Raw genomic sequence first — 14,236 nt, forward strand, 5'->3', positions numbered from 1 at the left:
AACTTATTTGTGATGAAACAATTAATTTTTAAATATTTTATATTCATTTTTACTTTAGGAGTGTTAAGCTCTTGTGATGCAGATGAATTTTTAGAACAAAAGAACCCAAACTTAATATCTACAGATAATTATTGGAGAAATTTAGCGGAAACTCAAACAGGTTTAAATGCTGTTTATCAAACACTACATAAACCAGCTATTTTAAATAAGTTTGAAGAAATGTTACGTTCAGATATGGGATATCCTGGTTATGGTCGCCCAAATCCAAACAATACAGAAGATTTCTATTTACACTTATATAATGGAAGTAGTTTGGCAATCTTAAATAAATGGCAAGATTCTTATTTAGGTATTTTTAGAGCAAACCAAGTAATTGAAGCTTTAAATAATATAAAAGAGACAGCAACAGATGAAGCAGAATGGACTTCGCAAATGGCGCAAGCACGTTTCTTTAGAGGGTTATTTCACTTTTATTTACACACCACTTTTAATAATGGAAGTATTATTATAAGAGATGCGGTACCTGCTACCAATGAAGATTTTTCAAAAGCATTATCTCCTGCGTCGGATGTAATTAGTTTTGTTAGAGAAGATTTAGAATATGCGTATGCTAACTTGTATAAAAATGGAGAATACCCAGACAATGATTTGGCTAAAGTTACTTCTGGTGCAGCTGCAACAATTTTAGGTACTAGCTATTTATACGAATTAGACTATAGTAAAGCAATGGTTTATTTTGATGATGTAATTAATAATCATGGTTATTCTTTAGAAACAGATTTAACTAAGATGTTTACAACTGCTGGTGAATTTAATAGAGAATCTATTTTAGAAATTAATTTTTCTGAAGAAAACACAAGATTAGATTTACCACCTTGGGATGGAGATTCAGGAACAAACTGGATAAACGTTCGTACAGCACAAACACGTTCTGCAACTGGACCAGCATGGATTGTAAATGCATACAAAACAGAACCTATGGATCCTTTAGATTCTAGAAATTACTATACAGATCCTAACACATCTAGCGTTAGTTTAAGAAGCGTACCATTAAGAAACTCTTCTATGATGGCGGTTGTAGACGACAATGAAACAACGTATTACTTAACAGGAACTACTAGTGAATACGGTAGATTTGGAGGAGCCAATTGGGGCTTCGGTTGGTGGAAAAAGTACACCAATGATGATATTGTTTCTACAGAAAGTCAACTTCCTGGTGGACAAGCATATTCTACTAAAAATGTAACTCTTAATAGATTGGCAGATGTTTTATTAATGCAAGCAGAATGTAAAATAAAAACAGGTGATGTAGAAGGAGCAATCAAATTAATAAACCAGATTAGAAAAAGATGGGGATTGGTGCTTTTAGGAAGACCAAATGGAGATACTACTCGTACGTATGACAAAGAAGATACTGATGCAGAATACACGGCAGATGAATTGATGCAACGTTTAATGAGAGTTGAAAAACCTTTAGAAATGGGAGTAGAAGGTCATAACATAAGATTTTTAGATTTCCAAAGATGGAAAAAATCTGATAACTATGGTTTTAAAGACCGATTAAAAGAATTGTCTGAAGAAGTATATTACGGAGTAGACTTTTCATATACAAAAAGAAGTAATAACCAAACGGTTACAAGAGGTAATTTTCCTTCATTAGTAAACGAATTACCAACAGTAAATTCTACTGCTGTAGATTATGAATATGATACACCATATTTAAATTATGATGAAGCTAAAAATGGTACGTATCCTATTCCTTTTGCAGAGGTAAATTCTAACCCAAACATAAATTAAAAGATATATCATGAAAAATATAAAAAATTATATACTTTTCTTCAGTTTACTGGCCTTGCTAAGTTGTGAAGAAGATTCTTATAAAGGGTACACAGCACCAGATGATTTGTCTGATGTTTCATGGCTTATTGGTTTAGATCCAAATAGACCAAATATAGATGCAAAGTTTAAAGTAAATATAGATACTTATATTTCTTTTTTCGATTTATCTCAAGGAGCAACAAGTCACGAATGGATTTTAGAGGATGGAGATCATTTTCTAAAAGATGGTTTCACTTCTAGCGATACTTTATCAAAATTTATTAATGAAGACGTTGGTTTGTCTAGTTCAGAAAGTAAGGCACATGTTTTATTTGGTAAAAGTGGTTTAACTAAAATTAGATTACGAAATAAATTTACTGAAGAAGTAAGTCCTAATGTTTCGGAGGATAGAGCAGCGTATGTTATAGCAAATTCATCAACAGAAGGAGATGAACATATAATGGACGTAGAGTTTTTGTTTGATGTTTATGCAAATATTTTACCTGCTTTTTCAGTTTTAAAAGACGGTGCAGAAGTATTAAATGTTACAGAAACAGATATTCCTGATATTAAAGATGAAAGTACTTGGCCAGTTATAGAAGTAGAGGCAGCAACCGGATTAACTTTTGTAGATAAATCTACTACCGGAAGACCTAACAGAGTAACGTGGTTAATTCCAGATGGAGTACCTAGTCAGGCAGGTACTTTGGCAGAATTATCTCAAGATGTAAAGTTTTATAAATTGGGTACCTATAATGCAGGAACTATAAGATCTTTAAGACAAGTACAAACTGTAGATGGAGTAGAAGATAATGCACCAGTGGCTTCAGCTGAAAAAATTATACCTTTAAAAGTGAAAGTAATTCAGTCTTCACAACCTTTTGTTTTTGACAAAGCATTAACAGAAAATGAAAATGAAGTAATAGAGTTTAGAGTAACTGGAGAGTTAAAAGCATTTTCTGGAGAAGAAGCTAATTTTACTGTGAATGTAAAAAACGCTGCTAAAGGATTAGATGAAGATTTCACTGTGCAAACAGCTAGAGTAAAAGAAGGTAATGCCACTTTTATTGAGTTAATATTATCCGCACCAATTTATAATTCTGATGTAATTACGGTTTCTTATAATGGTACAACTATTCTTTCTGCAGACGAAAGAGTGTTAGCTCCTTTTGCAAATCAAAAAGTACAAATGCATTTTGATAATAATGTTTTACCATCAAATTCTTGGGGTAGTTTTGAGCCTGAAGGAGGTGGTGTAAATAATGCTTTTGCAACAGGTAAGTTTTTTATTCCTGGAGGAAATGGAAATGGTCAGTTTGGAGCTGGAGAAGAAATTTGGGCACGTAGCACAGATCAAGCTTACGCAGGTGGTGCTAGTATGAGATATAAACTGCCAAATGTTGCTATACCTACTGTAAACCTTTTTGGTTTTGGTTTAGCAGATGGTCCAAATGGTATGCCAGCAGGAACTTACCAAGTGTCTTATTGGGTGTATGTAGAGCCTGGTACAACCTTAACTACTTTTAGAATGGAATTTGGTAATCCTGTTTTAGATTATTTACATTTTGATATCTCAAGTATCGAAAAAGGTAAATGGGTGCGTGTATTCGCAGATGCACCTGCTGTTATTCCGGCAGATTTAACAAGCAGTGATGCAAAAAGAAGAACTACATTAAGAGTTTTAGCAGAAGATAATGTTGGAATTACTACTGCAGAACAGTTGATGTATTTAGATGAGTTAACACTTATTAAATTAGAAGATAGACCATAATTTAAATTAGAAATAATGATGAAAAATATAATAAAATATATTGCCGTTTTTGCAATCGTTTTGGCATTCACTTCTTGTGACGAAGAAAGCAATTTTGAAGAGTCTAGGACAGCTTTAACACCAGTATATACCATTACAGACATTACAGGTAATAATGCCGCTTTTAAAATTAATATATACAAAGAAGTAAGTGTAATTGTAGAATATTCTACAGAAGTAAATTTAGAATCTTACACATCTTCTGGTTTTACAGACTCTTCTACAGAGACTAATTTTGAAGTAGAAGTAAATAAGTTAGACGATGAAGCAACTGTAAATTATATTTTATCTGCGGATAAAACAACAGGAGAAGGAACGCTAACTGTAGACGGAACGACTGTTTTTAATGTAAAAGTTTCTGAAGAAGAAGTTTATAATTAATATTATTTTTTTAATTAATAAGAAAGGCTACAGATATCTGTAGCCTTTTTTTGTTTTTAACTAAATTATGTTTTTTATTTATCTAAATGATATAAAAGTTATCTTACAAGTATTAAAAATAATTTTTTAAACTTTCTTTATTTACCTTTTAAGTAGGAATTAAAAGGTAATATATGATTTGTTTTAGATAAAAATGAAGCCTACCAAAAACAGCTTATTATTTACTTTTAACATCTAGCATAATTACAGATTTGTAATTTATAATTGCTAAAGAGTCAACTAAATAACTAAACAATGACAATAGAAAAAATAGAAGCGTTTGTTCTTAAAGATACTTTATCTAAAAGTTTTTTCTTTTCACAATGGGAATATGCAGAACGTTGTATCTGTGTTGTTAAAGTAACAGCCTCTAACGGTCAACACGGTTGGGGAGAGGCTTATGGTCCTGCTACAATGGTAGAAGCAGGTATAAAATTATTAGAATCAACTGTGGTAGGAGAAAATCCTTTAGAAAATGAAGTAATTTGGAACAAAATGTACCGAAAGACGTTAGATTTTTCTAGAAGAGGTGTTTATATGGCATCAGTTAGTGCTATAGATATTGCTATCTGGGATTTAAAAGGTAAAATTTTAGGATTACCAGTTTCAACATTATTAGGAGGTGCACATAGAAAGAAAATACAACCATATGCAACAGGTTTATACTTTACAAATCACGATAATTTTTCTGATGGTTTTGTAGAAGAAGCTAAATTATACGTTTCTCAAGGTTTTAAAGCCATGAAAATGAAAGTTGGTTTAGGCATCAAAGAAGATGTAGCTAATGTAAAATTAATTAGAGAAACTATTGGACCAGACATCGCTTTAATGGTAGATTCTAATCATGCCTATACTTTTAGAGAAGCAGTTGAGCTTTCTAGGAAAATAGAAAAATACGATATTGGTTGGTTTGAAGAACCAATTTCACCAGAGTTTTATGAACAGTATAGCGAGTTAAGAGAAAAGACGACGATTCCTATTGCAGGTGGAGAATGTGAATATTTACGATTTGGATTTAATGAATTAATCAAAAATAAATCTGTAGATATTTTGCAACCAGATGTTTGTGCAAGTGGAGGTTTAACAGAAGCAAAAAGAATTGCTGCTTTGGCAAGTGCAAATGGTATCGATTTAATTCCACATACTTGGGGGACTTCTATTGGTTTACATGTTGGTTTGCATTTTATAGCGAACTTAGAGGCGATTCCTGGAAGAATGTATCAAGCAGATTACCTAATAGAGTTTGATCAAACAGAAAACGGATTAAGAGACAACTTAACATTTCCTAAATTAGAAATGAAAGATGGTATGTTAGAAGTGCCCAATAGGCCCGGTTTAGGGATTGATGTAGATGAAGATGTTTTACGTAAGTATTGTATCAGTAGTACTACCAATGAAATAGAAGTTGAAAAATTATTAAATAAATAAACAAGCATATGAAGACTCAAAACTTCGGATATAAAAAATTATACATTGATGGTCAGTTAGTAGATGCTGTTAGTGGAGAAAGAGAAGATGTTATTTGCCCAGCAACAGGAGAAGTAATTGCTCAGGTTGCAAAAGCAGGAAAAGCAGATGCAGAAAAAGCATTGATCTCATCACAAAAAGGTTTTAAATATTGGTCTAAACTTTCTTTAATAGAAAGAACCGTTTGGATGTTAAAATTGCGTGATGCAATTTTAGAAAAATCAGATGAGTTAAGAAATGCAATGGTGCATGAAATGGGGAAAACCTATGCAGGTTCTGAAGAAGATATATTAAGACTTACAGAGTCATTAGAATGGTACCCAAATGCCATGAAAAATTTAAGAGAAGAGCAAATTCCTGATTATGATGGTACGCATACTCATAAAATGATTTCGAAACCAGCGGGAGTTGCTATTGCTTATTTAGCATGGAATTTTCCGTTATTAAATGTTGGGTATAAAATAGGGCCAGCATTGGCTTCTGGATGTTCTTTAATTATTAAACCATCAACACTATCACCTTTATCTGCATATATGGTAGGTGAAATTTTAGAAAGTATCAATTTTCCAGCCGGTGTGGTTACCATCTTAGCAGGTTCTAGTAGCGAAGTGGCAACACCAATGACAACTAGTAAAATTCCTGCAGTAATTACCATGATTGGTTCTACGCAAACAGGACAAAGAATTATTGCTGATAGTACAACTTCTATCAAAAAATTAGGAATGGAATTAGGAGGAAATGCTCCTTTTATTGTTTTTGAAGATGCCGATTTAGAGTTGGCTTTAGATTTAGCAATCGGATTAAAATTTGGAAATACAGGTCAGATTTGTGTGGCTGCAAACAGAATTTTCGTTCATAAAAATATCTATGACAAATTCTTAAAGGAATATGTAAAAAGAGCATCAGCATTAAAAATAGGTTTTGGAACTAAAGAAAATCCAGATGTATTTATGGGCCCTTTGGCTTCTAGGGGATCTAGAGACAGAATGTTTGAGTTAATTGAAGATGCTGTAAGTAAAGGAGCAAAATTAGAATATGGAGGAAGTATTCCTGAAGATTTACCTGAAGGAGGAAACTGGATGCAACCAACCATTATTTCTGGTACTACAACAGAAATGAAATTGTTTAGAGAAGAAACTTTTGGTCCTATTGCAGGTGTAATGTCTTTTGATACTGATGATGAAGTTTTAGAATTAGCAAACGATACAGAATTTGGTTTAGCTTCTTATATTTTTACAAACAATAACAAGAGAATAGAAAGATTTACAGAAGATTTAGAGTTTGGAGAAATTCAAATTAATGGTGTAAAATATGCTATTTATTTACCTCACGGTGGATTTAAAAATAGTGGAATTGGACACGATTGTTCACACCTAGCTTTAGATGATTATTTAGTTAAGAAACGTATTACATCAGCACTATAATTATGACGAAAAATTTATTACAAGCTAGTTTAAAGGAGGGTAAAACACTTTACGGTCCTTTTTGTAAAGTACAAGACCCTGCAATGGTAGAAATTGCTGCTTTAGGAGGTTTCGATTTTGTTATTATAGACATGGAGCATGGTCCTTACAGCATAGAATCTACTCAGAATATGATTAGAGCTGCAGAGGCTAGAGGAATTACACCTGTTGTAAGAGTTACAGAAAATTCTGAAACTTTAATTCTAAGAACTTTAGATATTGGAGTTAAATGCATTCAGGTTCCGCAAATATGTACCAAAGCAGATGCGGAAAGATTAGTAAAATCTACCAAGTTTTATCCGAAAGGAGAAAGAGGTATGTGCAGATATGTAAGAGCAGCAGAGTATACAAATATTAGTGCAGCTGATCATTTTGGAAAAGCAAATAATGATATTACAACCATTATTCACATAGAAGGAATGGAAGGTATTAATAACTTAGAAGAAATTGTACAAGTAGATGGTATTGATGTGATCTTTTTAGGTCCTTATGATTTATCTCAATCTTGTGGTGTTCCTGGTTTGGTTAATGATCCTAAAGTAGTCGATGCTATGAAAGGTGCTGTAGAAACTGCTAAAAAATACGGTAAGTTTGTAGGTACTTTTACAGAGACTCCAGAGAAAGCAAAAATGTGGAAAGACATTGGTGTACAATATATTTCTTATGCGGTAGATGTTGGTTTAGTTATGAATTCTTTTAAAGAAATTACTGCACAACTTAAAGCTTAAGCATAAAATACTATAAATAATGAAACCCTATAACTGAGAAGTTATAGGGTTTTCATTTACCTTAAAATTAATGAATCAATGTAAACCTGTCTCTTTGACTTTTTTTATGTGTAGTTGTATAAAGAGTATAAGTACAATATGAGTATTATGATGTGATTTTTTTTAGAGACTTTCAATCAAAATATATTTTGATTTCAGAAGTGTTCGAAATAACAAAATTGTGAGGTACTTTATTGGTAATAGAGCGGTCACTTTTATCTTTTTTGGAGGCGTTACATAGAGAAGTTAACACAACATGAGTAATACTATATGGTTTCCTCCATTAAGTAACAAACAATAAAAGCTAGCAATTTTAAATTGCTAGCTTTTATAAAGTACGTAATTTGTGGAAAATAATTACATTTAGTTTTTAACTAATTTCTTTGTAGAGATTCCTTTGTCTGAAGATATTTTAACTAAATAAACAGATTTAGTTAAAGAAGAAACATCTATCGATTTTGTTTTGGTAGTAGAAAGTACTTTTTTTCCTAACAGATTAAAGATTTCAACTTTATTAAGCGTTTCTTTAGAGTTAATATTTAAAAGGTTATTTGCAGGATTAGGAGACATAGAAAATTCAAAATTATTGAAAGTTGGAGTAGATAATACAGCATCGTTTTTAGTAATAGTTAAACTATTTACGTAGATGGCATTAATAGTACTATCCTCTTTTTGATAAAAATTTAAAGCCCAATTAAAATAATAAGCTCCAGCACCAGTAATGGCAGTATAAATTTCACCTCTTAATTTATTAGACTTTGAAGAAACAGAAGATTCACCAGAACTAACATTTGTGATACGAACAGTTTTACTAGATTCATCTGCAGATGCACCTATCGTATATTCAACTATAACTTCATAAGCTGCTTTATCTGCTTGACTAATTTCTGCACCAGTAAAAGGACCAGAACTACCCGCATTTGTTAATCTTAATTTACCTCCATCTGCAGGATCTGCTTGAATTAGAACACCTTCTCTTTTTTGTCCAGCTTCTTTGTTCTCATTTGAGTTTTCTGGAGTGTTATCTGGTAATAAACCAAGTAAGATAAGGTTGTTGAGAGAACCTGTTGTTGCAAAAATTTGTGGGTTATTCCCTAATTGAACAATTGTTTTTACAGTAATAACATCGCCATCTACACCGGTTATTGCAGAAGTAGTACTTGTTAATGAAGAATAAGAAAAGTTAGCTCCAACTTGAATTAAATCGCTATCTCCATTAGCTCTCCAAGAATTAGCATTACCAAAATGACCAGCAGTCCAATCTGCATGGTTATTTAAGTTCGTATTTACGTCTTCGGCATCGTAAGAAGCTTCATCAAAAGTTGAGTCAAATATCGTTGTCTGAGCATTGGTAAAACCAACCAAAAAAATAGCAATTAATAAAGTAAAGTAATTTTTTTTCATAATTATAAGATTTAAGATTATTAAGTTCTTATAAAATTACAAGATATATAAAGGTTTTTATTGCATAGAATTACCTTCTGCTTACATTAATTTACCAAAAAAAAGACGAATTAGTTTTTTATTGGTATTTCTAGGATCTAGTTTAAGAATAAAAAAGAAGTTTGTATTAAAACATTAAAGGGCAGTAGTTGTTTACGTATAATTAGTGTTTTTTGTTGTAAGGAATCAGAAAAATAAATTTGACAAATTTTGATAATTACAGTTTTAAAACTCAAATTTTATCAGTACCTGTAAGAAATGCAATGCGTGTGATAAATTGTGCAAAACTTGGTTCAGATGTAATGACTATTAGTTTTTTAATATTAAGTTAAATTTTAGTAAATTCGAATTAAAACAAAATTAAGTTATCATAAAATCATTTCACATGTTGTATTTTACATTTTCTTTTATAAGAATATCTATAGGGAGGTGTGTTTTTGTATTCGGTATTTTATTGTGAATTAAAAAATCAGATAATATTCTTACTGCTTCATAACCTTGATCAAAGGGTTTTTGAGAGATTAAAAAAGAAACACTATCGTTTAAAAGGCATTGGGTGTTTTGCGGAGTATTATCAAAACCTATTAATTCTATGTTTTTTAAATGTGAATCCTCTATGCAATCTACCACAATATAAATTCTACTAGAGGGAACAAAAATTCCTTTTATTTGCGGGTGTGTGTTTAGGTAGTCGTTGATGATTCCTTTTGTTTCTAGAGAGTTCTTTAAATTTTCAATTTTTAAAGTTTGCACTTTATAATTAATGTTATTTTTTAAAAAATAATTATTAAAACCTTCAATCCTATTCGAAACCGCATTGTTTTTGGTGATGTTGTATCGAGATTGAATTATTAAAATTTCTGAGGCATCTGGAATGTTAAATTTCATTAATTTACCTGCAATATAACCTGCGGTATAAGAATCTTGACCAACATATGCTATGTTGTTAAATCCTTTAATATCAATATTTAAAAAAATATAGGGAATGTCTAAAGCCTCTAACTCATCTACAATTAGCTGGGTCTCTTTAGAAAAATTGGGTACCATGATTACTCCAGTTGGCTTTGTTTTTAGCAACTCTTTAAACGTATTTAAATAATAAACTGGATCGTACTGATTGTATGTAAAACTATTGACATGTACTCCAAAACTTACAACATCGTTGGTTGCTTTTAAAAGCCCCATATAAGGCGATTTCCAAAATAAGTCATCATCATTATATTCTGGGATTAAAATAGATATTTGCTGTTTATTTTTCATAGCAAGAGCGCTGGCAACCGGATTCACGCTAAAATTATGATGGTCAAGAATTTTTCTAATTCTTGCTTCCGTTTTCTTAGAAACACCACCTCTGTTGTGTATTACTCTATCTACAGTGCCTTCAGAGACTTTTGCTTCTCTGGCAATATCTTTTATTTTTATCATATTAAGATTGATAAACGCTTTTATGTATATTTTTAATCTTATGCAATTTAGTGAAAATAAATGCAATTTTGTGTGCGCACACGAGGAATTATGTTATATTTGTGTGTGCGTACACGTAAATGTGCGGAAATTACTAATCTTAATTAAAAATACAACCTTAAAGATGAATAAAACAATTGTATTAACAGGTGCAGGAGGAGTGTTGTGTAGTGCTTTAGCAATGGCGCTTGCAGAACAAGGAAACAGCGTTGCCGTTTTAGATTTAAGAAAAGAAGCTGCAGATAAGGTGGCGGATTCAATTATAAAAGCTGGAGGAAAAGCAATTGGTGTTGCAGCCAATGTTTTAGAAAAAGATTCTTTAATAGTGGCTAAAGAAATAGTAAATAAAGCTTTTGGGCAAGTAGATATTTTGGTGAATGGAGCGGGAGGAAACCATCCTTTAGGAACCACTTCGAATCCTTTTTTGGAATTAGAAGACTTGGCAAACAAAACAGAAGGCTTTAAGACTTTTTTCGATTTAGATCCAAAAGGAATTGAATTTACATTCAACTTAAATTTCTTAGGAACTTTAATTCCTACACAAGTTTTTGCAACAGATATGGTGGGTAGAAAAGGGTGTTCTGTATTGAATATTTCTTCTATGAATGCTTTTACTCCGTTAACTAAAATACCAGCTTACAGTGGTGCAAAAGCTGCAGTTTCTAACTTTACACAATGGTTAGCTGTTCATTTTTCTAAAGTAGGAATTCGTGTGAATGCATTAGCACCAGGTTTCTTTTTAACAGATCAAAACAGAACTTTATTAACAAATACAGATGGAAGTTTAACTAAAAGAGGTCAGCAAATTATAGATCAAACTCCAATGGAACGTTATGGTAAACCGGAGGATTTAATTAGTACAACTTTATATTTATGTGATGATGCATCTTCTTTTGTTACAGGAATTGTAATTCCTATTGATGGTGGATTTGCAGCATATAGTGGCGTTTAATAAAATAGAATAAAATGATACAAAATTTAGAACAAACTTGGCGTTGGTATGGACCAAATGACCCAGTTTCTTTATCAGATATAAAACAATCGGGGGCAACAGGTGTTGTTTCTGCATTACATCATATTAAAAATGGTGAAGTTTGGACGGTTGATGAAATCATCAAAAGAAAAGAAATTATAGAAAATGTTGGGTTAACATGGTCTGTAGTAGAATCTGTGCCAATTCATGAGAATATTAAAACAAAGTCTGGAGATTACCAATTATATATTGATAATTACAAACAAACTTTGTTGAATTTAGGCGAATGCGGAATTGATATTGTTTGTTACAATTTTATGCCCGTTTTAGATTGGACGAGAACAAACTTAGATTATGAAGTTTCGGATAATTCTACCGCTTTACGTTTTGAGGCAGCAGCTTTTGCAGCTTTTGAATTGTACTTGTTAAAAAGACCAGGAGCAGAAAAAGAATATTCTGATGCTCAGAAAGAGAAAGCTTCAGAGTTTTTAAAAAATGCCTCAGCAGAAGATCAAAAAAGATTAATTAGAAATATTATTGCAGGTTTACCAGGGGCTGAAGAAGGGTATTCTCTAGAGGAATTCAATGCAATTTTGGCGACTTATAAAAATGTAGGCCCAAAAGAATTGAAGGCAAACTTATTTTCGTTTTTATCAGAGATTATTCCGTCAGCAGAACAAGCAGGTGTTTTAATGTGTATTCATCCAGATGATCCACCTTTTCCAATCTTAGGATTACCAAGAGTAGTATCCACAGAAAAAGATATCGAAGATATTTATAATGCTGTAAAATCGCCAAATAACGGATTGACATTTTGTACGGGGTCTTTTGGTGTAAGAGCCGATAATGATTTAGCAGGAATGGTAGAACGTTTAGGAGATAGAATTCATTTTATTCATTTACGAGCTACAAAAAGAGATGCTGAAGGGAATTTTCATGAAGCAGATCATTTAGATGGTGATGTAGATATGTTTGCAGTGATGAAAGCGTTGGTTTTAGAGCAACAAAAACGTGCTGAAGCAGGAAGAAAAGATGTTAGAATGCCTTTTAGACCAGATCACGGACATAAAATGTTAGACGATTTAAAAAAGAAAACAAATCCTGGATATTCAGGTATCGGACGTTTACGAGGTTTGGCAGAATTACGTGGATTAGAATTAGGAATTAGACGATCGTTATAAAAAAAATAAAAATGAATAGCACCACATTTATAAACGATAACTTTTTATTACAATCTGAAGTCGCAGTAAAATTGTATCATCAATATGCTAAAGATTTGCCAATTATAGATTATCACAATCATTTATCACCACAACTAATTGCAGAAGATAAGCCTATTGAAAATATTACAGCTGCTTGGTTAAATGGAGATCATTATAAGTGGCGGGGAATGCGTGCAAATGGTATAGAAGAAGCTTTTATTACTGGCGATAAAACGACCCAGAAAGAAAAATTTTTAAAGTGGGCAGAAACGGTTCCGCATACTTTAAGAAATCCTTTATTTCATTGGACGCATTTAGAATTGAAGCGTTATTTTGATATTGATGAAATTTTACAACCCTCTACAGCAGAAACTATTTATAAAAAAGCCAATGCTATTTTAGTACATAAAACACCTGCCGATTTATTAGAACAAATGAAGGTGGAGGTTATTTGTACTACAGATGATCCTACAGACAGTTTAGAATATCATCAGGTAATTTCTGAAATGAATATATACACAAAAGTGTTGCCTACATTTAGGTCTGATGAATTGTTCTTTATAGGAGAAACAAAATTTTTGGGGTATTTAAAAAAATTAGCGGCAAGTTCAGGAGTACAGATTAATTCTTTATCCGATTTTATAAAATCTATAGATAATAGAATTGCTCATTTTCATGAAAATGGATGTAGAGTATCTGACTTTGGTATTGGAGCGACGCTTTCAATTGTTGATTTTACTGAGGAAGAAATTGCACAAATTTTTGATAAGAAACTAAAAGAAGAAACTCTTTCCGTTTTAGAAATTGAAAAATATAGATCTTTTTTATTCCTTTATTTAGGAAGAAAATATCATGAATATAATTGGGTACAACAATACCATTTAGGACCTATTAGAAATAATAATTCTAGATTAGTTGAACAAGTAGGATTAGATGCTGGTTGCGATTCTATAAGTGATTTTCCAATGGCAGAATTTATGTCTAAATTATTTAATGAACTTGAATCTACCGGTCAATTAGCAAAAACCATTACTTATAATTTAAATCCTTCTCAAAATGAAGTATTTGCAACAATGATGGGTAATTTTCAAAATGCGGATATTCCAGGTAAAATGCAATGGGGTTCTGGTTGGTGGTTTTTAGACCAAAAAGACGGCATGGAAAAACAATTAAACACACTTTCAAATATGGGCTTATTAAGTCGTTTTGTAGGTATGTTAACAGACAGTCGCAGCTTTTTATCTTTTCCAAGACATGAGTATTTTAGGCGAATATTGTGCAACCTAATTGCAGAAGATGTTAAAAAAGGATTGGTTCCAAATGATATAGAATTTCTTGGGAAAATGATTCAAAACATTTGTTATTACAATGCTGTGAACTATTTCAATTTTAAAAACTAAAATAATTTA

Annotated in this window: 11 protein-coding genes and 1 pseudogene; 10 read left to right on the forward strand and 2 right to left on the reverse strand. The window is 31.8% G+C overall.

Annotation, left to right across the window (positions count from 1 at the left end; genetic code table 11):
- The first annotated feature begins 12 nt into the window (after positions 1–12).
- The 6 genes from WHD08_RS17010 (at position 13) to WHD08_RS17035 (ending at position 7,706) form a co-directional block, all read left to right on the forward strand.
- Entirely contained in the window at positions 13–1,797 is a 1,785-nt protein-coding gene (locus WHD08_RS17010) for a RagB/SusD family nutrient uptake outer membrane protein (protein WP_165732685.1), read from the forward strand.
- Positions 1,798–1,807: 10 nt separating this feature from the next.
- Positions 1,808–3,589, forward strand: a complete 1,782-nt coding sequence (locus WHD08_RS17015; RefSeq protein ID WP_208889939.1) for a hypothetical protein — start codon at positions 1,808–1,810, stop codon at positions 3,587–3,589.
- Positions 3,590–3,604: 15 nt separating this feature from the next.
- Positions 3,605–4,009, forward strand: coding sequence for a hypothetical protein (locus WHD08_RS17020; RefSeq protein ID WP_208889938.1), 405 nt, complete (start codon positions 3,605–3,607; stop codon positions 4,007–4,009).
- Positions 4,010–4,303: 294 nt separating this feature from the next.
- Positions 4,304–5,476, forward strand: coding sequence for a mandelate racemase/muconate lactonizing enzyme family protein (locus tag WHD08_RS17025; RefSeq protein WP_208889937.1), 1,173 nt, complete (start codon positions 4,304–4,306; stop codon positions 5,474–5,476).
- Between the two features lie 8 nt (positions 5,477–5,484).
- Positions 5,485–6,939 (forward strand): NAD-dependent succinate-semialdehyde dehydrogenase, encoded by a 1,455-nt coding sequence (locus WHD08_RS17030; RefSeq protein ID WP_208889936.1) that lies wholly within the window; start codon positions 5,485–5,487, stop codon positions 6,937–6,939.
- 2 nt (positions 6,940–6,941) lie between these two features.
- Positions 6,942–7,706, forward strand: a complete 765-nt coding sequence (locus WHD08_RS17035; protein WP_208889935.1) for an HpcH/HpaI aldolase family protein — start codon at positions 6,942–6,944, stop codon at positions 7,704–7,706.
- 402 nt (positions 7,707–8,108) lie between these two features.
- Here the strand turns inward: WHD08_RS17035 and WHD08_RS17040 are convergent, their stop codons facing one another.
- Positions 8,109–9,149 (reverse strand): T9SS type A sorting domain-containing protein, encoded by a 1,041-nt coding sequence (locus WHD08_RS17040; RefSeq protein ID WP_208889934.1) that lies wholly within the window; start codon positions 9,147–9,149, stop codon positions 8,109–8,111.
- Between the two features lie 248 nt (positions 9,150–9,397).
- Here WHD08_RS17040 and WHD08_RS17045 point away from each other — a divergent pair.
- Positions 9,398–9,496 (forward strand): annotated as a pseudogene (locus tag WHD08_RS17045) (fructose-6-phosphate aldolase); the annotation flags it as partial.
- 73 nt (positions 9,497–9,569) lie between these two features.
- Here the strand turns inward: WHD08_RS17045 and WHD08_RS17050 are convergent.
- On the reverse strand, positions 9,570–10,613 hold the full coding sequence (locus tag WHD08_RS17050; RefSeq protein WP_208889933.1) for a substrate-binding domain-containing protein: 1,044 nt from the start codon (positions 10,611–10,613) through the stop codon (positions 9,570–9,572).
- A gap of 163 nt (positions 10,614–10,776) precedes the next feature.
- Here WHD08_RS17050 and WHD08_RS17055 point away from each other — a divergent pair, with 163 nt between their 5' ends.
- Genes WHD08_RS17055 through uxaC form a run of 3 tightly spaced genes read left to right on the forward strand, consistent with a single transcriptional unit; the run spans position 10,777 to position 14,227 of the window.
- Entirely contained in the window at positions 10,777–11,604 is an 828-nt protein-coding gene (locus tag WHD08_RS17055; RefSeq protein WP_165732704.1) for an SDR family oxidoreductase, read from the forward strand.
- 14 nt (positions 11,605–11,618) lie between these two features.
- Positions 11,619–12,806 (forward strand): mannonate dehydratase, encoded by a 1,188-nt coding sequence (gene uxuA / locus WHD08_RS17060; RefSeq protein ID WP_165732705.1) that lies wholly within the window; start codon positions 11,619–11,621, stop codon positions 12,804–12,806.
- An 11-nt stretch (positions 12,807–12,817) separates the two neighbouring features.
- Positions 12,818–14,227 (forward strand): glucuronate isomerase, encoded by a 1,410-nt coding sequence (gene uxaC / locus WHD08_RS17065; RefSeq protein ID WP_208889932.1) that lies wholly within the window; start codon positions 12,818–12,820, stop codon positions 14,225–14,227.
- Positions 14,228–14,236 lie beyond the last annotated feature (9 nt).

The organism is Polaribacter sejongensis, assembly GCF_038024065.1.
Taxonomy (GTDB): Bacteria; Bacteroidota; Bacteroidia; order Flavobacteriales; family Flavobacteriaceae; genus Polaribacter; species Polaribacter sejongensis.

Excerpts from the sequence above, each read along its gene's own strand:
- WHD08_RS17010 (WP_165732685.1), top strand. The coding sequence starts at position 13 with ATGAAACAATTAATTTTTAAATATTTTATATTCATTTTTACTTTAGGA.
- WHD08_RS17015 (WP_208889939.1), top strand. The coding sequence starts at position 1,808 with ATGAAAAATATAAAAAATTATATACTTTTCTTCAGTTTACTGGCCTTG.
- WHD08_RS17020 (WP_208889938.1), top strand. The coding sequence starts at position 3,605 with ATGATGAAAAATATAATAAAATATATTGCCGTTTTTGCAATCGTTTTG.
- WHD08_RS17025 (WP_208889937.1), top strand. The coding sequence starts at position 4,304 with ATGACAATAGAAAAAATAGAAGCGTTTGTTCTTAAAGATACTTTATCT.
- WHD08_RS17030 (WP_208889936.1), top strand. The coding sequence starts at position 5,485 with ATGAAGACTCAAAACTTCGGATATAAAAAATTATACATTGATGGTCAG.
- WHD08_RS17035 (WP_208889935.1), top strand. The coding sequence starts at position 6,942 with ATGACGAAAAATTTATTACAAGCTAGTTTAAAGGAGGGTAAAACACTT.
- WHD08_RS17040 (WP_208889934.1), bottom strand. The coding sequence starts at position 9,149 with ATGAAAAAAAATTACTTTACTTTATTAATTGCTATTTTTTTGGTTGGT.
- WHD08_RS17050 (WP_208889933.1), bottom strand. The coding sequence starts at position 10,613 with ATGATAAAAATAAAAGATATTGCCAGAGAAGCAAAAGTCTCTGAAGGC.
- WHD08_RS17055 (WP_165732704.1), top strand. The coding sequence starts at position 10,777 with ATGAATAAAACAATTGTATTAACAGGTGCAGGAGGAGTGTTGTGTAGT.
- uxuA (WP_165732705.1), top strand. The coding sequence starts at position 11,619 with ATGATACAAAATTTAGAACAAACTTGGCGTTGGTATGGACCAAATGAC.
- uxaC (WP_208889932.1), top strand. The coding sequence starts at position 12,818 with ATGAATAGCACCACATTTATAAACGATAACTTTTTATTACAATCTGAA.